Raw genomic sequence first — 21,227 nt, forward strand, 5'->3', positions numbered from 1 at the left:
AGTGTGGCAACTCCCCTGAGTTCACGGTTTGGCTCAGGAGGCATAGATCATGTGTGTTTCTACATTAAGGATGTCGAGTGCCAATTCAGCCCACAACCGGACACTGCTGTCGTATTCAAAAACTGGGCATCATCCTGCTTTGCCTGAGCGCGCTGCCGGTGGCTGCCGCCCAAGCGCCGCAGCCAGGCCAGGAAGCCCTTCGCTTGCAGCAGCAACAGCAGCGCGACCTGCAGCAATTACAACTGGAGCAGCGCCAGCGCCAGATGCAACGCGGCCGTTTCGGGACGCCTTCGGTCACACCGGCGGCGCCCAAAGACATCGCCAAGGATGAACGCTGCTGGCCTTTGCGCGGTATCCGCCTGGCCGGGGCCACCTTGTTCAACCGCACCGAGCTGGACAAACACATCGAGCCCTACGTTGCACCCTGCATGGGCGTCACCCAGATCAACCGACTGTTGGCCGAGATCACGCGCCTGTATGTCGAGGCCGGGTATATCGCCAGCCGTCCCTACCTGATCAGTGCGCCGAGCGCCGGGCAGCCGCTGGATATTCACGTCGAGGAAGGCTACCTGGAAGCCATCGAACTGGCCGACCAGAGCCTGCCCGTATCGTTAGGCGCAGCGTTTCCCGGGATGCTCGGCAAACCGCTGAACCTGCGCGACCTGGAACAGGGCCTGGACCAGCTCAACCGCCTGCGCTCGGTCGACCTCACCGCCGACATCGCCCCAGGCAGCCAAGCGGGCGCCTCGCGCATCATCCTGCGCTCGCGCAGCAGTGCCTCACGTTGGGCCCTGGGGCTTGGGCTGGATAATCTCGGCAGCGCCGGCACCGGGCGTGATCGCAATGCCCTCAGCCTGAGCCTGGACAGCCCGCTGCAATTGGGCGATTCGCTCAACCTGAGTTTCAGCGACACGCTAAACCATGGGCCGCGCTACAGCCGCAGCCACAGCCTGTTCTATTCGATCCCCTACGGCTATTGGACCTACAGCCTGTTCGCCAGCCATGCCGAATACCGCTCGCCGTTCAAACTCAGCCGCACGACGCTCTACAACAGCGGCCGCACCGATCAGGTCAGCCTGCGCAGCGACCGGGTGCTGTGGCGCGACCAGGGCCATCAACTGAGTGCCAACCTGCAACTGGCCTACAAGGACGTCGACAGTTACCTACAGAAGGCTCACCTGGACATCCAGAGCCCCACACTGACGGTGGCCGAGGCCGGCCTGAACCTGTTCTGGCTCAACAGCGCGGTGTGGAACCTGGACCTCAATTACGCCCAGGGCCTGACCTGGTTCGGCGCCGATCGCGATGCCGACCAGATGCACAAAAACCGGCCCAAGGCGCAGTTTCACAAGTACCGCGCCAACCTCAGCCAATGGCGTAACGGCCAATGGTCAGCGCAACCGTGGCAGTGGCAGAGCCAGCTGTCGGTGCAATACAGCCCGGACGCGCTGCCTGCCATCGAACAGTTGCTGGTCACCGACGACTCGGCCGTGCGCGGCTACCGCGACAACAGCAGCTCGGGCGCGATTGGCGCAGTGTGGCGCAACACGTTGCGCCTGCCGCTGAACAGCGACTTGCCGGTGAAGATCACCCCGCGCCTGGGCCTGGACAACGGTTGGGTCAAGCGCGAACACGGCGCCCAAAGCCAACGCCTGAGCGGCGCCAGCGCGGGGCTCAACCTGAGCTGGAAGAACGTGCAGCTCGACTTCGATTACCAACGCAACCTCAACACCCCCACAGGTTTTCGCCAGGAGCCGGAGGTCTGGCTGACACGCCTGAGCTTGCAGATCTGAGCGCGCAAATATGAGCCTGCAAATATGAGAACACCGCTGTTTTTTTAGCCTGAGACAACCGCCGTACCTGACCACCACAGCAGCGTTGCAACGAACAACGCACGTCGTGGATCAGCCAACACAGAGCGAGATCATTTATGCCGACTATTCCCCACAGCTTCCACCTTTCGCCCCAGGGCAAACTGCGCTGGACCATTGCCAGCCTGTTCCTGCTGCCCCAGCTTGTGCTCGCCGCAGGCGTGACCGTGGCCGAAGGGCCTGGTGGCACGCCGCAGCTGCAAAACCAGGGCGGTGTGCCCATCGTCAACATCGTCGCGCCGAACGCAGGCGGCCTGTCCCATAACCAGTTTCTCGACTACAACGTCGACCGCCAGGGCCTGGTGCTGAACAACGCATTGCAGGCCGACGTTTCCAAGCTCGCCGGGCAACTGGCGGCCAACCCGCAGTTCCAGGGCCAGGCGGCGAGCGTGATCCTCAACGAAGTGATCAGTCGCAACGCCTCGGCCCTCAACGGCGCCCAGGAGATCTTCGGCCAGGCCGCCGACTATGTGCTGGCCAACCCCAACGGCATTTCGGTGAATGGCGGCAGTTTCATCAACACCCCGAATGCCAACCTGGTGGTCGGCCGTCCTGAACTCGACAACGGCAAACTGCAAGCCTTGAGCACCCGGGATGCCACCGGCCAACTGACGGTGCAAGGCCAGGGCCTGCACAACCGCGAAGGCTCCATCAACCTGATCGCGCCACGTATCGACAGCGACGGCAGCATCAGTGCCCATGATCAATTGAACCTCACGGTCGGGCGCAACCAGGTCGACTTCGCCAGCGGGCAAGTCAGCCAGGTAGACCCGGCCAGCAAGACCCAGGACCAGCGTATCGACGCACGCCTGTTCGGGGCGATGCAGGCCGGGCGTATCAATATCATCAGCACCGCCGAAGGTGCCGGTGTGCGCGTGGGCGGCGTGCAGGTGGACGGCCGTGACGGCGTGAAAATCAGCTCGGCCGGTGACCTCGATATCAGCGGCCAGGTCCACGCCAACAGCCTCGACGCCACCCGCGCCGGTGTGCAGAGCCGCCAGGGCGATGTCGACTTGCACAGTGCCAGGGACTTGAACCTGGCGGCCACCGACGTCAGCGGGCGCAACGTCAAACTCGCCGCCAGCCGCAACCTGACCCTCAGCAGCCTGGAAAGCCGCAAACTCCAGGAAAAACGTGAACAGTGGGACAACAGCAACTTCCTGTTCACCTACGAAACCTATGACCGCACCACCACCGACAAGGACTCGCGCCAGCACGGCAACAAGGTTGTCGCGCAACAGGACGCCGCGCTGTCCTCCGGCGCCAACACCGAGATCAAAGCCAGCCACGTAGAAGCGGGCAGCGCCTTGCGCATCAACAGCGGTGCCGACCTGCTGGTAAACGCCGCCACCGAAACCCATGAAACCCGCGACCAGGGCAACCACCGCAAGCATTTGTGGAAAGCCAACTGGGAAAAATCCAGCAGCGAACAACGCAGCATCACCAGCAGCCTCAAGTCTGGCAATACATTGGCGTTGACCAGCAAGCAGACACTGCAACTGCAGGGTGCCGAGCTGAAAACCCCGGGTGATATCCAGTTGACCGGCGGCCAAGTCGAAATCGCCAGCGCCAGCCGCACCCAAAGCAGCAGCGATAACGCCTACTCCGGCGACCTGACCGGTGGCAGCTTCTTCGGTAAGAAAGGCGACGGTAACCAAGGCAAAACCCTGAACACCGGCAGCAAGGTCAACGCCGACGGCAAGCTGATCGTCAAGGCCGACGACGTACGCATCAGCGGTAGCCAGGCCCGTGGCGGCAAGCAGGCCAGCGTCATCAGCGACAAGGGCTCGCTGGTGATCGACGGCGTACAGGACACCTCCCACGACAACCGCTACAGCAACGACAGCAAGTTCTTCGGCATCTCCAAGGACGAAAGCCGCAAGAACCTCAAGGACAGCACCATAGTCGCCAGCCACCTGCGCTCAGACAGCAACCTCAAGCTGCAAAGCGCCCAAGACATCACCGTCACTGGTTCCCAGGTGTCTGCTGGCGACGAACTGCAGGCACAGGCCAAGGGTGATATCAAGGTGGCTGCGGCCGAGAACACCACCCACGACACCACCAGCACGCACACCCGTGGCTTCGACGGCTATGCCAGGGAAACCGCCGACGGCAGCCGTCAATACCGTGCAGGGGTGAGCTATGAAGACCAGCAGCAAACCCGCAAGACCGACACCACCCGGCAGCAGGCTTCCAGCCTTAAAGGAGGCAGTGTGGTAGTCAGCGCTGGCGGCGATGTGAGCATCAAGGGTTCCGACCTCAAGGCGACCCAGGGCGATGCAAGCCTGAGCGGTCAAAGCCTCGCGCTGTTGGCGGCCGACGACAGCAGCACCCAAGCCATCGACAAGACCACCGCCGGCGGGAGTTTCTACTACACCGGCGGCCTTGATCGGGCTGGCAGTGGCGCGCAATTCAGCCATCAGAGCAGCCAGGACACCAACAGTAAAACCACCGCGCAAACCAGCACCGTGGCAGCGACCGGCAAGCTGACCATCAACGTCGGCGACACCCTTACCAGCCAGGGCTCACAGGTCAAGGCCGGCACCGAGTTGCAGGTCAACGCGGGCCGGATCGACAATCAGGCAGCCCATGCCACCGAGGCCGGTACCCATAAGGAAAACGGCTGGACCGCCGATGTCGGCGCCAATGTGGAGTACAAAGGCATTACTCGCCCGATCGAAAAAGCCGTCGAAGGCGTGGCCCAGGTCAAGTTCCATCAGCCTGGTTTGCTGGACGCGTTCGAACAACCGAATGTCGGGCTGGACGTGGAAGTCGGACACACCCACAAAACCCGCACACAGCAGCACAGCACGGCGGTGGTCAGCCAGTTCAGTGGCGCCACGGTGCAGGTCGATACCGCTGGAAAACTGCAGGATGCAGGCACTCAATACCGGGCCACCGATGGCGGGCTGACGATCAAGGCCGGCGAACATGTCGCCACGGCCGCCGCCAATACCCACGACAGCAGCGAGCAAGGCGTGGACGCCAAGGCGGGTGTGCGGATCTACACCACCACCGGTGAAGACCTGAATGTCCGCGGCAGCGGCTTGGGCGGCAGCAGCGATGTGCGTGAAATCAGCAGCACGGCGGTGGTCGGCAGCTATGCCGGCACCCAGGGCGTGAGCATCGAGGCCAAGGGCGACGCACGCTATGAAGGCAGCCAGTTCAACGGCGGCCAGGCCGGCGTCAACCTCAAGACCGGTGGCGAGTTGACGCTCAACCAGGCCAATGACAGCCAGAGCACAACCAGCAGCACCTTGCGCGGCAACGGTTCATTGACCGTCGGCACGGCACCAGGCGCCAACGGCACGAACATGAACCTCGGTGCCGGTGTGCAACTGGACAACAAACGCCTGGACACTCAGGACAGCCAGGCCCGCGTCACGACGATACAGGGCAGCGGGCCGATCCAGCTCAGCAGCGGTGGCAACATGACCCTGCAGGGCACGCAAATCGGCTCCAGCACCGCCAAGACCGGCGATATCCACCTCAATGCCGGGGGCAAGCTGGACCTGCAAGCCGCCACCAACCGCCACGTCAGTAGCGGCAGTAATCTGGGCGGCGGCCTGACCATTGGCGCTGGCAAGACCAGCAGCGCCGACAGCAGCAGCAAGACCGGCAGCCTCAGCGCCAATTTCAACATCGGCAAAGTGGCGGAAAATGACCAGGGCGTAGTCGTCGGGCAGTTGCACAGCAACGGCAAGGTCAGCCTCGCCGGTGGTGCCGAGGCGGCCGATGCCCTGCACTTGCAGGGAACTCAGGTCAGCGCGGCCAGCGTCAACCTCGATGCGCAGAACGGCGGCATTCTGCAAGAGTCAGCACAATCGACCCAGGCCCATGACAACTGGGGTGTGACCCTGGGCGCGGGTGGCAGCGTTGGCAAGACCACCTTGGCCGACGCCGGGGAGCACGAAACACCCAAGACCCAGCGCGGCATCAATGCGCGGGCCAAGGTCGATGTGGATCACCTGCAAAGTACCACCCAGCATGACAGCCTGATCAAGGCCGGCAGCGTGGTCATCAACAGTGCCGGCGACACCCATCTGGCCGGGGCACGCATCAAGGCCGAGCAGGTGAGTGGAAAAGTTGGCGGTGATCTTGTCGTTGAGAGTCGCAAGGACCAGGTCAATAGTACCCAGGTCAATGTCGATGCCAGGCTGGATGTGGAGAAAAACCAGCCAGGCGTGGTGGATAAACTCGCCACTGCCGCCGGCCCGCTCAAGGACAAGGTGCAAGCCAAGGCCGAAGGTGCGTTCGACAAGCATCGCGACAAGCTGGAGAACGTCGTCGACAAAAGCACCGGGCACCTGGCTTCGGCCAAGGACAAAGTGGTCAACGGCGTCGTCAACGCCAAGGAGCGCTTGGAAGAAAAATTCACCCGCAGCGCCAGTTACGATGTGAACCCCGAGCCCCGTGGCGCTTTCGCCACCCGCGTGGACAAGGCCAAGGCTTACCTGGCGGACAAGAAGGAGGCCCTGGGCACGCGCCTGTCGGGTTTCAAGGAAAAGGTCTGGCCGAAAAACAGCGACAGCTACGTCGTCAGCGGCAAGAACACCACCGGCAGCTCGGTAGCCAATACCGCCGAAAGCGTGTTGTTCGGTGACAAGAGTGGCAACACCAACTACACCCCGACCCTGTATCTGGATGTCAGCCATGTGGTCAAGGACAGCGTCACCCAGGCGTCAGGCATTCGCGCAAGCCAGGGCGTCAATCTGCAGGTGAGCGGTGATACGCGCCTCACGGGTGCGCGGATCGGCGCCGAACATGGCAAGGTCGAGCTGGGCGGTTCCAAAGTCACCGCTACGGCATTGGCCGGCAGCGACTACCGTGCCGATGTCGGGCTGAACGTCTCCAAATCACCGGTCAATCTCGCACTGGGAGCCAAGGATGAATTGACCCAGAAACAGGATGACGCCACGCGCAAGGATCAAGCCTTCAACCTGGGGCCACTGCGAGCGGGTGGGCACAGTCAGGGCCAGGTCTTGCAGGCGGGGATTGATCAAGGCATCAACTAAAGGTTAAGCACCCGATTTACTAAACGAAACAGATCCAAATGTGGGAGGGGGCTTGCTCCCGATAGCAGTGTGTCAGTCAGCTTATCTGTATCTGACCCACCGCTATCGGGAGCAAGCCCCCTCCCACATTTGTAGAGCTAATTCCTGGCTTGTTGCCGCAAGGCAAGGGCCGCCAAGCCACACAGCACCAACGCAACACAGGAGACGTAGAACGCGTCGCTGTAAGCCATCAGGTACGCCTCGCGCCGCACGGTACGGATCAGCCCCTCAAGAACCTGCTGCTGGGCGGGTAGCAATTGATTGAAAATAAACGCTTCGCTGTCGGCCATGCTGACGCGCAGACGCTCCTGCAAGGACGGCGAAAACAAGGTGATCGACTCCCCGACCCGCTCGGAGTGAAAGCGTTCGCGCATGGCGACAATCTGCGTCAACCCCGCAGTGCCCACGGCACCACCCAGGTTACGCAGCATGGAGAACAAGGCAGAGGCGGAACCGGCTTCATCCTTGGGCAAGCCGGATACCGCCAGCACCGACAGCGCCACCATGATCAGTGGCTGTCCGATACCGCGCACCACCGTGGAAGGAATGATCACGTTGGCAGCGCTATCCACATCCAGATGCGCCCCCAGATAACACCCCAGCGCCATGATGAAAAAGCCGCTGGCAACCATCAGTTTCGGGTTGAGCCACTTCATCAGGCGTGGCATTAACGGCGCCAGCACCAGTTGCACCATGCCGTAGGCGATCAGGCTGATGCCGATCTCGCGGGCGTTGTAACCCTGCAGCTGGGACAGGTAATTGGGCACCAGAAACACCAGGCCGAAGGTCGCCCCGCCGAAAATGAACATTGCCGCACTGGCCACGCCGAAGTTGTAGCTCTTGAGCAGGCGCAGGTTGATGAAGGAGCGGCTGCCATACAGCTGCGACAGCACGAAATAAACCAGGGCAACGCCTGCGACCAGTGACATCCACACAATGAAATCGGAGCCGAACCAATCCTTGCGCCCGCCTTCTTCCAGCACGATCTGCAAGCCACCCAGGCCGACGATCATGGCCAGGATGCCGCCCCAGTCGCCGCGCTTGAGCAGGCTCAACTGCATGGGCTTGGCTTCGATGGACCACGCCACCGCCAGCAGCAACAGAATGCCCGGGACCAGTTGCAGGTAGAAAATCCAGCGCCAGGAATAGGCATCGGTCAGCCACCCGCCGATGGACGGCCCGGCCGCCTGGGCAACGCTGTTGGACAGGGCGAACAAGGCCATGCCCATGGCAATCTTGCTCGGCGGCAGCTCGGTGATGATCAACTGGAATGACAAGGGGATCAGCACCGCGCCGGCCGCGCCCTGGATCACCCGAATGATGATCATCACTTGCAGGTTGGGCGCCCAGGAGCAGGCGATGGACGCCACCAGGAATACAAACGAACCCACCAGCATCACCCGGCGCAGGGAGAACACCTGCACCAGCCAGGCGGTCAGCGGGATCATCACGATCTCCGCGACCAGGTAGGCGGTGGAGATCCACGAGCCTTCCTCAAAGGTCGCCCCCAGGGAGCCTTCGATTTCCGGCAATGCGGCGCTGGTTACGTGCACGTTCATGCCGGCCATGAAACAGCCGAACAGCCCACCGATCACCGCCACCCAGGCGCGAAAGGAGACGCTCTTTTCAGCGGTTTCAGTCATGTGCAACGCCCTGGTTGGCTGGCCGGGTATCGACCGTGGTGACCACCGACATACCCGGCAGGATAGGCCCGTCTTGATCATGCTCATCGATGACAATCTTCACCGGGAAGCGCTGCACGATCTTGGTGAAGTTGCCGGTGGCGTTGTCCGACGGCAACAATGCGAACACCGCCCCCGAACCTGGCGAGTAACTCACCACGTGGCCCTTGAGCTTGCGTCCTGAATAACTGTCGATGCTGATGTCCACGGGTTGGCCGGCGCGCATGTCGCGCAACTGGGTTTCCTTGTAGTTGGCCACCACGTAGGCCTGCTGCAAGGGCACCACCGCCAGCAGCGGCAAGCCTGGCGCGACGTATTGGCGGGTGCGCACTTTGCGCTGCCCCACTACCCCGTCGATGGGCGAGCGGATCAAGGTGTCTTCCTGGGCATGGGTCGCCAGGTTCAACTGCGCCTGGGCTTGGCTGCGTCGGGCTATCTGTTGTTGGAGCGAGGCTTGGGCCAATTGGCGGCGACTGATGGCAACGGTCAGCCGGGTTTCCTGTTGACGTTGCATGGCCTTGGCAATTTCCACCGCGGCGCTGGCCTGGGTGTAGCTGGCGGCCGCCGTTTCCAGGCGCTGGGCACTGGCGGCGTGTTCGCGCACCAACCCTTCGTAGCGGCGCTGGTCGAGGTGTGCGCGGTGCAACTCGGCGGCCACGCTGCGGGCGTGGGCCTGAGCCTGGGCAACGCCGGCCTGTTGCTGGGCGATCAGGCTGTCGGTGACGCGCAGGTTGGCCTCTTGCGCCGCCACCGAGGCCTGGGTTTCGGCCAATTGTGCACGGGCCTGTTCCAAGCGTGCCTGGTAGTCACGGTCCTCGATGCGCACCAGCACATCCCCGGCCTTGACGGACTGGTCGTCCTCCACCAAGACCTCGGCCACATACCCGGAGACCTTGGGGCTGATGGGAATCCAGTCGGCACGCACATAGGCATCATCGGTCTGTTCCAGATACCGGCCGACCGTCATCCAGTACACGCCGAACACCACCGTTGCGATCAACAGCGCCGCGCCGCCCAGCAGGATCAGGTGCCGTTTGCGACGTTGCTTGCGCGTATGCGCCGATTCATCCTGGACAGCAGTTTTTTCATCAACGGCGATATTCATGGCTGGGTACCGGAAAAAGTGGGGGAAGCGTGGATGGGAGCTGAAGGCTGCCAACCACCGCCAAGCGCCCGAAACAGGCTGATCTGGCGTTGCAGCAACTGGCCGTCGGCGTCGGCGCGATTGGCCTGCAAGCGGATCAGTTCACGCTCGCTGTCCAGCACGTCCAGAAAATCGATAGACCCGGCGTCGTAGTTGAATTGGGCCAACCTGTAGGCGTGGCGGCTGCTGTCCAGTGCCTGGCTCAAGGCCGCGTGACGCTGGCGCTCGCCGTCGTATAACGCCAGGGCCTGGCGCACCTCCTTGAGAGCCTTGAGTACGCTGGCCTCGAACTGCGCCACCTCCACCTGCTCAAGCGCCCGCGCCTGCTTGACCCGTGCGCGGTTGGCGCGCCAATTGGGGATCTGCCAGGTGATCAGCGGACCAATGCCGAACATCACCGCGCTGCTATCGCCCAGCTCATGGAATTTGTTGGCTGAGGAAGACACTGAAGCGCCGAAGGTGACCTTGGGGTACAGGTCGGCCTGGACGATATCCACTTGCAGCGTAGCCGCCTGCAACGCTCGCTCGGCCTGACGGATATCGGGGCGGCGCGCCAATAATTGCCAGCCATCGCCCACCGGCAGTTCGGCATTGAGTTGCGGCACCACTTCACAGGTCGCAGCGCCAGCGTCTTGCTCAAGGTCGGCGACGCCGGTGAGCATCGCCAGCTCGTACAGCGCTGCTTGCCGACGCGCCTCGAGCATCGGCAGCAAGGCCAAGGTTTCGCCCTGCAGGGCTTGCATGCGCGTGTATTCAAGGTCCGTCACCACACCGGCCTGGCGCTGGCGATCGATCAACGCCAGGCTGCGCCCGACCACGTCCAACGAATGACGCTGGACCTTGGCACGTGCACCGAGGGCGCAAGCATTCACATAGGCGCGGGTGGTTTGCGCCACGACCGTGATGCGCAACAGGTCTTCGGCGTCCTGCGCCGCCGCGGCTTGCACCTGAGCTCGTTCGATCGTGCGCTGAACCTGGCCCCACACATCCACTTGATACGCCAATTCCATGCCGGGGTTGAACGCCCATTCCGACGGTGCATGGCTATCGGTGGCCTTGGCCAGGGTCTGATCATCGGCGGTCTTGCCATAAGCCGCCCCCAGTGACGCCTGGGTGGCCGGCCAACGCTCGGCATCGGCCTGCGTGATCCCGGCCAGCATCGCCTGCACATGGGCCTGGGCTGCCGCCAGGTCACGGTTGTGCAGCAATGCCTGCTGCACCAGCGCATCGAGCTGTGGATCGTTGTACAACTGCCACCAGCGCTCGGGTAATGCCTGGGCCGATACATCTTGCGGCAAGTGGCTCAGGGCATTAATGCGCTGCGGATGTGGCTGTGCGGGCGCATGGGCAACCCAGGACGAACAACCCGCCGACAACGCCAGCGCAATGCCCAGCAGCGCAAGACGGCCATGCCATGAGGGAAAAGAAGGCGAACCCATCGAAGAAATCCAGAAGGCCAAGTAGAGACCCAGGGTAAGAGCGCAACGAGGTGCGAATCTCCCGAGTTCCGGACAACCATCGTTTTGATTGGGACAAGGTGCGGGTCTGTAGGAGCGAGCTTGCTCGCGAAAAACGTCAACGATAACGCGTGTTTCCTAAGTAAACGCGGCGCCTATGGGTTTCTCGCGAGCAAGCTCGCTCCTACAGGGGCATTAGGGCAAGCCCCCTCCCACATTTGGACCGAGGCTGACAGGGAAGCCTGTCGCCAAGTCAAATCACACTCATCGACAGTTACTCGGGGTGTAACCCATGGTGCGCTTGAACATCGCAGTAAACGCACTCGGGCTCTGATAGCCATGTTCCAGCGCCACTTCCAGGATCGACACACCACAGGCCAGGCGCTGCATGCTGAGCAAAAGCCGCGTGCGCTTGCGCCATTCGCCATAACTCATGCCCAACTCTTTCTGGAACAGCCGCGCCAGGGTGCGCGAACTCATATTGAGCTGCAGCGCCCAACTCTCCAGTGTCGACTCCTGGGAAGGGTTGTCGATAAAGCCCGCACACAACGACTTGAGCCTCGGCTCATCCGGGATCGGCACATGCGCCAGCACCCGTTGTGCCCGGTCGAGCTCCGAGAAAATCAACTCGACAATCTGCGCGTGGCGCAACAACGCCGGCTTACTGTCGAGCTTATCCCCCGCAGCGACGATCAGCTCACGCAACAGCGGCGAAACCCTGATGACCTCGCACTCCAACGTCAAGCCACGATGCGCCCCCGGCGAGATCAACAAGGTGCGCATACGCACCTCACCGGTCATGCGGATCTGATGCTCCCTCCCCGACGGCACCCACAATGCATGCCCGGAAGGCACCACCCAGGCCGTCGCCTCCACCGACACCAGCATCACACCGTTGATGGCATAGACGAGCTGACCCTCGTCATGTCGATGGGGCGCCACGATGTGGCCGTGTTCATAGTTAGCGGCGAGTGCGGCTAGTGGGGTAGGCGCGTTCATTTCAGCAGGCCATCGCGGCGTTCGCGACCGTCTTAAGGCAAGCGAGCGAGCTATCTCGGGAATGGTTGGAAGTGTCCTTGAACATCATGCGCTTTTCCTTTTTTGAAACAGACCGACGGGGCGAGACAGCCGCAGGGCTTCGATGTCAGTGGATCCAATACTAAACAAAGGCAGAGGGTCATGAATTGCGTATTTGGGGCGGCAACCTGGAAAAACGCGCCGAAAAAATCAAAAAATCTGAAATGTCAGGTAGAAAAAAGTGCGCGTTACTCCAGTGGCAATGTCCCGTCCTGATCAAATAAATCCACCCCCCTTTTTCCAGTTGCAGGTTGGGCGAGTCCTTGTAGGAGATGGCGTTGTCCATCAGGTAGCGGAACAGTTGGTCATCGTTGATGATGCCGTTGATGTAGCGCTGGCCGGCGCTGACCACGCGCCCGTTGACATTGAAGTCAGCGTTGCCGGTGGCGGCTTTACCCACTGCGTCGGTTTTCGCCGCCGGCTGCATCCCGGTTGGTCAGTCCAGATAGGAACATCAGATTGAAGGGCTGTTCTTGAACGACAATCAGCATCTGATCGCGGCTGCGCCGCGTCGGTGTGGACAGGCCAAATTCCAGGCAAAAAAAAACCCGGAAATCCTCACTTACGTGGGCCTTCCGGATTTTCTAAACCGCCAAAAATGGTGGGTCGTGTGGGATTCGAACCTACGACCAATTGGTTAAAAGCCAACTGCTCTACCAACTGAGCTAACGACCCGCTGTGTGGTGGCGCGTATAATACTGATTTCTAAGGATTATTCAACACCTTATTTGAAATAAATCAGAAAAAACGCATTTGAACGGTAATTCGGTCGGTAGAACGCCTCTCGCAGCCGCCTGATCAACGTCCCGGCTCGTCGTTCCACAGGTACTTATGCAGCTGCAATTGCAGGCGCACCGGCAGGTTGTCGGCCACGACCCAGTCAGCCAGGTCGCGAGCGTTGAGGTCGTGGTGGCTGGGCGAGAACAGCACCTCGCCCGCGCGACGCTCCAGGCCGTATTGGATCAGCTTGGAGCTGGCCCAGTCATAATCGTCGCGGGAACAGATGACGAACTTGACCTGATCATTGGCTGTCAGCAAGTCGATGTTCTCATAGCGGTTGCGGTGGGCTTCCTTGGAGTCGGGGGTCTTGAGGTCGACCACTCGGCTGACACGCGGGTCGACCGCAGAGATGTCCAGAGCGCCGCTGGTTTCCAGTGAGACCTCGTAACCCGCGTCACACAGCCGCTTGAGCAAAGGAATGGCATTGGGTTGCGCCAATGGCTCACCGCCCGTCACGCAGACGTAGCGCGGCCGGTAGCCGGCAACCTGTTCCAGGATGTCGTCGAGGGTGCGCACGGTGCCGCCGCTGAAGGCGTAGGCGCTGTCGCAGTATTGGCAACGCAATGGGCAGCCGGTCAACCGTACGAATACGGTAGGCAGGCCAGCAGTGCGCGTTTCACCCTGCAACGAGTAAAAAACTTCGGTAATACGTAATGTGTCTTGCATAGTCGCCACGGGCGTAACAGCTAAACAGGCTGTCCGCCTCCGTCAGGCACTTCAAGGGATTGCGCCAACGCGCCAACCCCAGGAAGCGTATTTCATAAAAGGGCGTGGATTCTAACGAAAAAACCCGCGCCAGGCGCGGGTTTCTTCTCAACGGGAAAGATGCGCTTACAAGCGCTGCAGATCCCGCTGGGCCAACTGGGCGGCGGACGTCCCCGGATATTGGGCAACCACCTGTTGCAGAATGCCTTTGACCTTGTCGGTATGACCCAGGCGGCGTTCTACGTCAGCAAGCTTGTACAGCGAGTCCGGCACCTTGGCGTGCTTGGGGTACAACTGGCTGACCTTGGCGAAAGCCTGGCCTGCCCCCTGCAAATCGCCCTTTGCCAGGTTGACCTCGCCCAACCAGTACTGGGCATTGCCCGCGTACTGGCTGTTGGGGTACTTGCGCAGGAATGCGGTAAAGGCCTGGCTGGCCTTATCGAAATCCTTGGCTTTGATCAGGTCGAAGGCTGCATCGTAATACAGTTTTTCCTTCGCCGGATCACCCGGTTCGCTGCTGGCGGCAGGGGCAGCCGCGGCGGCCCCTGCTGCTGCGCCACCGGCGGCAGCGCTTGGCGCGCCACCGGTAGAAGAATTATCAGGAGTAGCGGCAGGTGCAACACCGGCTCCAATACGACGATCAAGATCCTGGTATCGCTCCAGGCCTTCTTGCTTGAGCTGGTTCACCTGATTCTGCAGCACTTCAATGGCGCCTTGTTGCTGCGACAATTGATCCTGCATGCGTTGCAGTTGGTTGAACAGCTCGCCCTGTGCCGAGGGAGCGGACGTAGCCGCTCCCCCAGCATAGGCGCCGTTCGTGCCATAACCCGCTGGCGGATAACTGCTCCCGCTATTGTTATAGCCTGAGTTGCTATCCGTTACAGGAACCGCAGCCCACACCGCAAGCGGCGCGAGGCTGAGAGCCAATACAGTTAGAGCACGACGGCACGTTCGCATGACGAATTACTTACGCAGTTCGACGCGACGGTTCTGAGCCCACGACTGCTCGTCGTTGCCAGTTGCAACTGGACGCTCTTTACCGTAGGAAACCAGTTCCAGTTGGCCTGGAGCAACACCTTGCAGTACCAGGTAGCGCTGAACGGCTTTCGCACGACGCTCGCCCAGTGCCATGTTGTACTCACGAGTACCACGGGCGTCAGTGTTACCTTCCAGAACAACGCGAGCGCCGTTAGCTTTCAGGTCCTTGGCGTGAACGTCCAGAGCGCGCATGGCTTCTGGCTTCAGGTCCGAACTGTCGTATTCGAAGTAGAAGGTGGTGATAGCGCGCAGAGCAGCTTCTTCGCTCAGGGAGCCGTCAACTGCACCAGTGTTAGCGCCGTAACCAGCGTTTGGATCAACAGCAGCGCCTTCACCGGCGTTGTCGCCGCCTTTAGAGGAGCAACCAACGGCTACGGACAGAGCCAGAGCCAGAGCAGCAAACTTACCAAACTTCAGCATTTCCATCGTGAAACTCCTAATGAACCCCAGTGTGTTAAGTACTTCTTTTTGTAGCGCCGCGTCAGTTCAGGTAAGGGGACCAGGATGGTTCTCTGACTTCGCCTTGTGCGGTAGGAAGCGGGAGCCTTACGCGTCCGTTAATGGACACGAGCATCAAGACTCCCCGGCCCTGCTGGCGGGTGGCGTAGATTACCATGGTGCCGTTGGGCGCAACAGTGGCTGACTCATCTAGGTTGGTGTCTGTAAGGATTTTTACCGTTCCACGCTGCAAATCCTGGGCCGCAACCCGGAAATTAGTGAAACCATCCTGACGGTGAATCATCACCAACGTCTTTTCATCGGCCGAAAGCTTAGGGTTGGCGTTGTAGTTACCGATAAAGGTCACTCGTTCCGCACCGCCGCCGTTCACATTTGCCTTGTAGACCTGTGGCTTGCCGCCACGGTCGGAGGTGAAATAAATGGTGGAACCATCCTTACCCCAGAACGGCTCGGTGTTGATACCCGGGCCGCTGGTTACGCGACTCAGTTGGCGCGAGGCCATGTTCATCACGTAGATATCCGGGTTGCCGTCCTTGGACAGTACGAAAGCCAGGCGCGAACCATCCGGGGACCAGGCCGGTGCACCGTTGAGGCCTTCAAAGTTGGTGATCTGCTCACGGCGACCTGTATCAATGTGCTGGACGAAGATACGCGGACGGCGCTGTTCGAACGATACATAGGCAATACGCTTGCCGTCCGGCGCAAAGCGCGGCGACAGGATAGGCTCACGGGACTGCAGCAAGGTCACTGCACGTGCACCGTCGTAGTCCGAACGTTGCAGGGTATAGCGGGTGTTGTCCACCGAGAAACGCTCAGCCGTCACATACAGCAGGCGCGTCGAGAACGCCCCTTTGATACCGGTGAGTTTTTCAAACGACTGGTCCGAGATGTAGTGGGCCATGTCGCGCAGTTGCTCTGCGGTACCCGATACGCTGCCGGTCAGGACCTGCTGCTCGGTGGCCACGTTGAACAAGGTGTACTGGATCTGCAGGCGACCACCGGCCGGCGTGATGTTGCCGACCATCACGTACTGCGCGCCCACGGCTTTCCAGTCACGGAACACAACTTCGCTGGCCTGGTTGGGCTGGCTGATCATGTTGCCTTTGGGAATCGGCGCGTAGTAACCGGAGTTACGCAGGTCGTCGCTGACGATCTGCGCCATGTCGTCCGGCAGCACGCTGCCGCCCTGCCAACCGAAGGGTACAACTGCAATCGGAGTGGCCCGATCGCTGCCGCTGGTTACCAGGATGTTCTTTTCATCCGCCGCCGCTATCCCTGCCATACAGCAAATAACGACAAGCATTCCTCGAAGAAGGTTTCTCACAAGGCTAGATCCTCAGGTGTGAATGTCATCTTGAATGAACGATAGGGAGCGAAGTCACTTGGTTTCATTCCCTGCATCTCGGTCAACCGGCCAATATTCTTGACCGCGGCAACCGCTGAACTGTCGAACGTACCGTCACCACTGGACTTGGCCACGCTGACCGAGGTCACCGTACCGTCCGGCAACATGCCGATCTGCAATACTACTGTCATGCCTTTGCGTGCCGAAGGTGGTCGTGTCCAGCCTTCCGCTGCCCGCGCCCGAATCAGGTCGTCGAAACTGCCCGCGACTTCATCACCACGCTCATCGGCCAAGGCTTGCTGACGTTGCGGCGTGTCGGAAAGCAAATCTGCCAGGGCCTGGGCCTTTTTCTCTTCGGCGGATTTGCGCGCTGCTTCCTGGGCCTTCTTCTTGGAGGCGTCGGCGGCAGCTTTCTTCTTCGCTTCGTCGGCGACTTTCTTTTTCGCCTCGTCTGCTTCAGCTTTTTTCTTGGCGTCTTCGGCGGCTTTCTTCTTCGCGTCTTCGACTATCTTTTTCTTGGCTTCTTCAGCAGCCTTTTTCTTGGCCTCTTCTTCGGCAGCCTTCTTGGCTTCTTCTTCAGATTTCTTCTTGGCTATATCAGCCAGTTGTTTCTCTTCGGCCTTTTTCGCTTCGGCAGCTTTCTCGGCTTTCTTGGCTTCATCAGCCTTTTTCGCCTCGTCGGCTTTCTTGGCTTCGTCAGCCTTTTTCGATTCCTCGGCCTTTTGAGCCGCCTCTTCTTTCTTTTGTTCCGCAGCAGCCTTCACCGCTTCCTGCTCGACCTTCTTCTGTTCCATCTGCTCGACTTCAGTCTGGCGCGCAGCCGACTTCTGGGCCTCACCCGCAATCTTCTGATTGGTCTGGGTGGTGGCCTGGCTCTTCGATTTCAGCTGATACAGGGTCGCCTGCACGATCGGCTTGGCTGGCGGCAGGTCCGGGGTCATGGCAAAGCTGACGAACAGCATGCCGAACACCAGGACGTGCAGGGCAATTGCCCACACGCCAGGCCAGAAGTAGCTTTCCGAGGCGGACGGCTCTCGCTGTTGCTGCATCAGGGCGCCTCGGTAATCAAGCCAACGTTACCGACGCCGGCCTTCTGCAGTCCGCCCATGGCGCCCATGACGGAACCGTAGTCGACCGATTTGTCGCCGCGGATGAACACCTGGGTGTGCTTGCCGCCTTCGTTGCCGGAGCGAATGATCTTGGTCACCGCATCGGTCATCGCCGGCAAGGTCAGGGCCTTGTCCTGCTGCTTCTGGGTGTCGACTTCGCTGCCAAGGTTCCAGTAGTAGGTCTTGTCAGCCTTGATCGAAATGGTCAGGACCTGAGTGTTGTTGTCTTGCGGCAAGGCTTCACTGGAAACCTTGGGCAGATCAACCTTCACGCCCTGGTTGAGCATCGGCGCGGTCACCATGAAGATCACCAGCAGCACCAGCATCACGTCGATGTAGGGCACTACGTTCATCTCGGCGACCGGCTTGCGCTTTTTGCGAGCTCGAGCGATTAAAGCCATTGGGAATTACCTGCTTATTCTTCGCTGGTGTGCACTTTACGGTGCAGGATCGCCTGGAATTCATCGGCGAAGGTGTAGTAACGGCCGATCAAGGTTTCGCTGGTTGCAGCAAAACGGTTGTAGGCGATTACTGCGGGGATCGCGGCAAACAGGCCGATCGCGGTGGCGATCAGGGCTTCGGCAATACCCGGGGCCACGGTGGCCAGTGTGGCTTGCTGGGCCTGGGCCAGGCCGCGGAAGGAGTTCATGATCCCCCACACGGTACCGAACAGGCCGATGTAAGGGCTGACGGAACCTACGGTGGCGAGGTACGGCAGGCCTTGCTCGAGCTTTTCTTCCTCACGGGAGATGGCCACGCGCATGGCCCGGGCCACACCTTCCATCACGGCTTCCGGGTCAACCCCAGGCTGCTGGCGCAGGCGCGAGAATTCCTTGAAGCCGGCGCGGAAGATCTGCTCGACGCCCGAATCCGGGTCCGGGTTGCTGCCGGCCTGGCGATACAGCTTGGACAGGTCGATACCCGACCAGAAGCGCTCTTCAAAGCTCTCCAGGGCACGTCGACCGGCGCGCAGCATGTTGCTGCGCTGAAAAATCATGACCCAAGAGGTAACCGATGCGGCTACCAGGGTCAGCATGACCAGTTGAACCACGACACTGGCATTGCTGACCAGGCTCCACATGGAGGAATGGTCGACGACGGTAGGTTCCACGCTAAATCTCCTGCTTTGATTGTTGACCCGCGCCGCTCACGGCAGCAAAGGCCGCACGTAGAGTTTCGGGAATGGCCCGAGGTTTCAAGCTGTTGGTGCGCACACACGCCACCAGGAACTGCCCCTCGCAGAGCAGCGTTGCATCCGTGGCCCGCCTGACCTGCTGCTTGAAGCGCAGGCTGGCACGGTTCAATTCGATGACTTCAGCGCTGACCAGCAACTCGTCGTCCAGTCGCGCCGGCGCGTGGTAACGCGCCTCGCTGGAATGCACGACGAATAACAGGTCCTCCCCTGCAAGCTGGGATTGGGCAAAGCCCAGCTCCCGTAGCCGCTCGGTGCGAGCCCGCTCCATGAACTTGAGGTAGTTGACGTAATACACGATGCCGCCGGCATCGGTGTCCTCGTAATAAACGCGACAGCGATGTGCGAACGACTGATCCCCGTTTTGCGCGCGCATACTCTAGTGCTTACTCCTCAGGTTGCCAATTGGCTGGGCAACTGTTTTTTCAATACCTGAAAACATTTCCACTGCCTGAATGACGACACCAGACACTGGGACAGCACAAACTTCAGATAAATCACCCCACGTGGCAAATACCCTGTAGGAGCGAGCTTGCTCGCGAAAAACCCTTAGGCGCCGCGTTTACTCAGGAAGCACGCGTTATCGTTGCCGTTTTTCGCGAGCAAGCTCGCTCCTACATTTTTTAATCGTCCCCTGCATCGAGGAATTCGTCTACAGCAGGCATCTCCCCCAATCGTGACGGAATATTTAACCCGAAGTGCAGGTAAGCATGGCGCGTGACCACCCTGCCCCGCGGTGTACGCATGATGTAGCCCTGCTGGATCAGATATGGCTCCAGCACATCCTCAATGGTATGGCGCTCCTCGCTGATGGCCGCGGCCAGGCTGTCCACGCCAACCGGGCCACCGTCGAACTTCTCGATCATGGTCAAGAGCAGGCGCCGGTCCTGGTGATCGAAACCATGTTCATCCACGTCCAGCAGGTTCAATGCCAGGTCCGCCACCGCCTTGGTGATGTGGCCCTTGGCACGCACTTCGGCGAAGTCGCGCACCCGGCGCAGCAAGCGGTTGGCAATCCGTGGCGTACCGCGGGCGCGGCGGGCGATTTCAAATGCGCCTTCCGGGTCCAGGGGCAAGCCCAGGATGCTCGCCGAACGGCTGACGATGGTCGCAAGGTCGGCAGTGCTATAGAACTCTAGACGTTGAACAATGCCAAAACGGTCTCGCAGCGGGTTGGTCAGCATGCCCGCGCGGGTGGTCGCCCCGACCAGGGTGAACGGTGGCAGGTCGAGCTTGATCGAACGGGCCGCCGGGCCTTCGCCGATCATGATGTCGAGCTGGAAGTCCTCCATCGCCGGGTACAGCACTTCCTCGACAATCGGCGACAACCGATGGATCTCGTCGATAAACAACACATCGTGGGGTTCAAGATTGGTCAACAACGCCGCCAGGTCGCCAGGACGCTCCAGCACCGGGCCGGAGGTAGACTTGATCGACACGCCCATTTCCTGGGCGATGATATTGGCCAGGGTGGTCTTGCCCAACCCTGGCGGGCCGAAGATCAAGGTGTGGTCCAGGGACTCACTGCGCCCGCGCGCAGCCTGGATGAACAGCTCCATCTGCTCGCGCACGGTAGGCTGGCCGATATACTCGGCCAGGCTCAGGGGGCGGATGGCCCGGTCCTGGACTTCTTCACGGTCACGCGGGCCGGTGGCCGCGATCAGACGATCAGCTTCAATCACTTAAATCATTCCCTTCAGGGCTCGGCGGATCATGTCTTCGCTGCTCAGGTTCTTGTCTTTGATGGCCGATACCGCCTTGCTCGCCTCCTGGGGCTTGTAGCCCAGGGAGATCAGCGCACTGACCGCATCGCTTTCGGCGCTGGCGACCTGACCCGCCGGCATATCCGGCTGGTTCGGCACCAGGGCGAACATGCTCGGCACCACCTCCCAGGCCTTGAAGCGATCCTTGAGCTCCACCAACAGGCGCTCGGCGGTTTTCTTGCCCACGCCCGGCACCTTGGTCAGGGCCGAAGTGTCCTGGGCGGAAACGGCACGTACCAGCTCATCCACTTCCAGGCTCGACATCAACGCCAGGGCCAGTTTCGGCCCCACACCATTGAGACGGATCAACTCGCGGAAGAAATCGCGGTCGCGCTTGCCGATGAAACCATAGAGCAGTTGCGCGTCTTCACGCACCACTAAATGCGTGTGCAAGGTTATCGGCTCGCCGACCGACGGCAGGCGATACAAGGTGGTCATGGGCACTTCCAGCTCATAACCCAATCCATTCACATCCAGAATCAGGTGCGGCGGCTGTTTCTCAGCCAGGGTGCCGCGCAAGCGTCCAATCACGGTTCAGATCCTTAAGGCTT

Annotated in this window: 17 protein-coding genes and 1 tRNA gene; 2 read left to right on the plus strand and 16 right to left on the minus strand. The window is 60.8% G+C overall.

What is annotated here, in order from left to right:
- Positions 1-77 precede the first annotated feature (77 nt).
- Entirely contained in the window at positions 78-1,793 is a 1,716-nt protein-coding gene (locus QYQ93_RS23115) for a ShlB/FhaC/HecB family hemolysin secretion/activation protein (RefSeq protein WP_338475550.1), read from the plus strand.
- A 137-nt stretch (positions 1,794-1,930) separates the two neighbouring features.
- Positions 1,931-6,886 (plus strand): hemagglutinin repeat-containing protein, encoded by a 4,956-nt coding sequence (locus QYQ93_RS23120; protein WP_338475551.1) that lies wholly within the window; start codon positions 1,931-1,933, stop codon positions 6,884-6,886.
- Positions 6,887-7,023: 137 nt separating this feature from the next.
- Here QYQ93_RS23120 and QYQ93_RS23125 read toward each other — a convergent pair whose 3' ends face one another.
- The 16 genes from QYQ93_RS23125 to ruvA all read right to left on the minus strand — a co-directional run bounded on the left by QYQ93_RS23125 (position 7,024) and on the right by ruvA (position 21,207).
- Positions 7,024-8,568, minus strand: a complete 1,545-nt coding sequence (locus tag QYQ93_RS23125; RefSeq protein ID WP_338475552.1) for an MDR family MFS transporter — start codon at positions 8,566-8,568, stop codon at positions 7,024-7,026.
- Positions 8,561-9,712, minus strand: coding sequence for an HlyD family secretion protein (locus QYQ93_RS23130; protein ID WP_338475553.1), 1,152 nt, complete (start codon positions 9,710-9,712; stop codon positions 8,561-8,563). The genes QYQ93_RS23125 and QYQ93_RS23130 overlap by 8 nt, the downstream gene beginning before the upstream one ends.
- Positions 9,709-11,190 carry a TolC family protein gene (locus QYQ93_RS23135; RefSeq protein WP_338475554.1) on the minus strand — a complete coding sequence of 494 codons (1,482 nt, stop codon included), beginning with the start codon at positions 11,188-11,190 and terminating at the stop codon, positions 9,709-9,711. The genes QYQ93_RS23130 and QYQ93_RS23135 overlap by 4 nt, the downstream gene beginning before the upstream one ends.
- A 282-nt stretch (positions 11,191-11,472) precedes the next feature.
- Entirely contained in the window at positions 11,473-12,207 is a 735-nt protein-coding gene (locus tag QYQ93_RS23140; RefSeq protein ID WP_338475555.1) for a helix-turn-helix transcriptional regulator, read from the minus strand.
- 178 nt (positions 12,208-12,385) lie between these two features.
- Entirely contained in the window at positions 12,386-12,712 is a 327-nt protein-coding gene (locus QYQ93_RS23145) for a hypothetical protein (RefSeq protein ID WP_338475556.1), read from the minus strand.
- Positions 12,713-12,884: 172 nt separating this feature from the next.
- Positions 12,885-12,960, minus strand: a tRNA-Lys gene (locus tag QYQ93_RS23150).
- 123 nt (positions 12,961-13,083) lie between these two features.
- Complete coding sequence (gene queE / locus QYQ93_RS23155; protein WP_043049108.1) at positions 13,084-13,731, minus strand: 7-carboxy-7-deazaguanine synthase QueE; 648 nt, start codon at positions 13,729-13,731, stop codon at positions 13,084-13,086.
- A 165-nt stretch (positions 13,732-13,896) separates the two neighbouring features.
- Complete coding sequence (gene ybgF, locus QYQ93_RS23160) at positions 13,897-14,727, minus strand: tol-pal system protein YbgF (RefSeq protein ID WP_046069314.1); 831 nt, start codon at positions 14,725-14,727, stop codon at positions 13,897-13,899.
- Positions 14,728-14,733: 6 nt separating this feature from the next.
- Positions 14,734-15,234, minus strand: a complete 501-nt coding sequence (gene pal / locus QYQ93_RS23165; protein ID WP_003193861.1) for a peptidoglycan-associated lipoprotein Pal — start codon at positions 15,232-15,234, stop codon at positions 14,734-14,736.
- A gap of 55 nt (positions 15,235-15,289) precedes the next feature.
- Entirely contained in the window at positions 15,290-16,570 is a 1,281-nt protein-coding gene (gene tolB / locus QYQ93_RS23170; protein ID WP_032803700.1) for a Tol-Pal system beta propeller repeat protein TolB, read from the minus strand.
- Between the two features lie 17 nt (positions 16,571-16,587).
- Positions 16,588-17,661, minus strand: coding sequence for a cell envelope integrity protein TolA (gene tolA, locus QYQ93_RS23175; RefSeq protein ID WP_005790902.1), 1,074 nt, complete (start codon positions 17,659-17,661; stop codon positions 16,588-16,590).
- Entirely contained in the window at positions 17,661-18,113 is a 453-nt protein-coding gene (tolR, locus tag QYQ93_RS23180; RefSeq protein WP_161793227.1) for a protein TolR, read from the minus strand. The genes tolA and tolR overlap by 1 nt, the downstream gene beginning before the upstream one ends.
- Before the next feature lie 23 nt (positions 18,114-18,136).
- Entirely contained in the window at positions 18,137-18,832 is a 696-nt protein-coding gene (gene tolQ, locus QYQ93_RS23185) for a protein TolQ (RefSeq protein WP_043049112.1), read from the minus strand.
- A gap of 1 nt (position 18,833) precedes the next feature.
- Positions 18,834-19,289 (minus strand): tol-pal system-associated acyl-CoA thioesterase, encoded by a 456-nt coding sequence (ybgC, locus tag QYQ93_RS23190; protein WP_043049114.1) that lies wholly within the window; start codon positions 19,287-19,289, stop codon positions 18,834-18,836.
- Between the two features lie 247 nt (positions 19,290-19,536).
- A complete protein-coding gene (gene ruvB, locus QYQ93_RS23195) occupies positions 19,537-20,595 on the minus strand; it encodes a Holliday junction branch migration DNA helicase RuvB (protein ID WP_043051416.1) in 1,059 nt (352 codons plus the stop codon).
- Complete coding sequence (gene ruvA / locus QYQ93_RS23200) at positions 20,596-21,207, minus strand: Holliday junction branch migration protein RuvA (RefSeq protein ID WP_003175802.1); 612 nt, start codon at positions 21,205-21,207, stop codon at positions 20,596-20,598. It abuts the gene before it with no gap.
- Positions 21,208-21,227: the final 20 nt, after the last annotated feature.

It is taken from the genome of Pseudomonas khavaziana (assembly GCF_036704165.1).
Taxonomy (GTDB): domain Bacteria; phylum Pseudomonadota; class Gammaproteobacteria; order Pseudomonadales; family Pseudomonadaceae; genus Aquipseudomonas; species Aquipseudomonas khavaziana.

Excerpts from the sequence above, each read along its gene's own strand:
- QYQ93_RS23120 (WP_338475551.1), top strand. The coding sequence starts at position 1,931 with ATGCCGACTATTCCCCACAGCTTCCACCTTTCGCCCCAGGGCAAACTG.
- QYQ93_RS23125 (WP_338475552.1), bottom strand. The coding sequence starts at position 8,568 with ATGACTGAAACCGCTGAAAAGAGCGTCTCCTTTCGCGCCTGGGTGGCG.
- QYQ93_RS23130 (WP_338475553.1), bottom strand. The coding sequence starts at position 9,712 with ATGAATATCGCCGTTGATGAAAAAACTGCTGTCCAGGATGAATCGGCG.
- QYQ93_RS23135 (WP_338475554.1), bottom strand. The coding sequence starts at position 11,190 with ATGGGTTCGCCTTCTTTTCCCTCATGGCATGGCCGTCTTGCGCTGCTG.
- QYQ93_RS23140 (WP_338475555.1), bottom strand. The coding sequence starts at position 12,207 with ATGAACGCGCCTACCCCACTAGCCGCACTCGCCGCTAACTATGAACAC.
- QYQ93_RS23145 (WP_338475556.1), bottom strand. The coding sequence starts at position 12,712 with ATGCAGCCGGCGGCGAAAACCGACGCAGTGGGTAAAGCCGCCACCGGC.
- queE (WP_043049108.1), bottom strand. The coding sequence starts at position 13,731 with ATGCAAGACACATTACGTATTACCGAAGTTTTTTACTCGTTGCAGGGT.
- ybgF (WP_046069314.1), bottom strand. The coding sequence starts at position 14,727 with ATGCGAACGTGCCGTCGTGCTCTAACTGTATTGGCTCTCAGCCTCGCG.
- pal (WP_003193861.1), bottom strand. The coding sequence starts at position 15,234 with ATGGAAATGCTGAAGTTTGGTAAGTTTGCTGCTCTGGCTCTGGCTCTG.
- tolB (WP_032803700.1), bottom strand. The coding sequence starts at position 16,570 with ATGCTTGTCGTTATTTGCTGTATGGCAGGGATAGCGGCGGCGGATGAA.
- tolA (WP_005790902.1), bottom strand. The coding sequence starts at position 17,661 with ATGCAGCAACAGCGAGAGCCGTCCGCCTCGGAAAGCTACTTCTGGCCT.
- ybgC (WP_043049114.1), bottom strand. The coding sequence starts at position 19,289 with ATGCGCGCGCAAAACGGGGATCAGTCGTTCGCACATCGCTGTCGCGTT.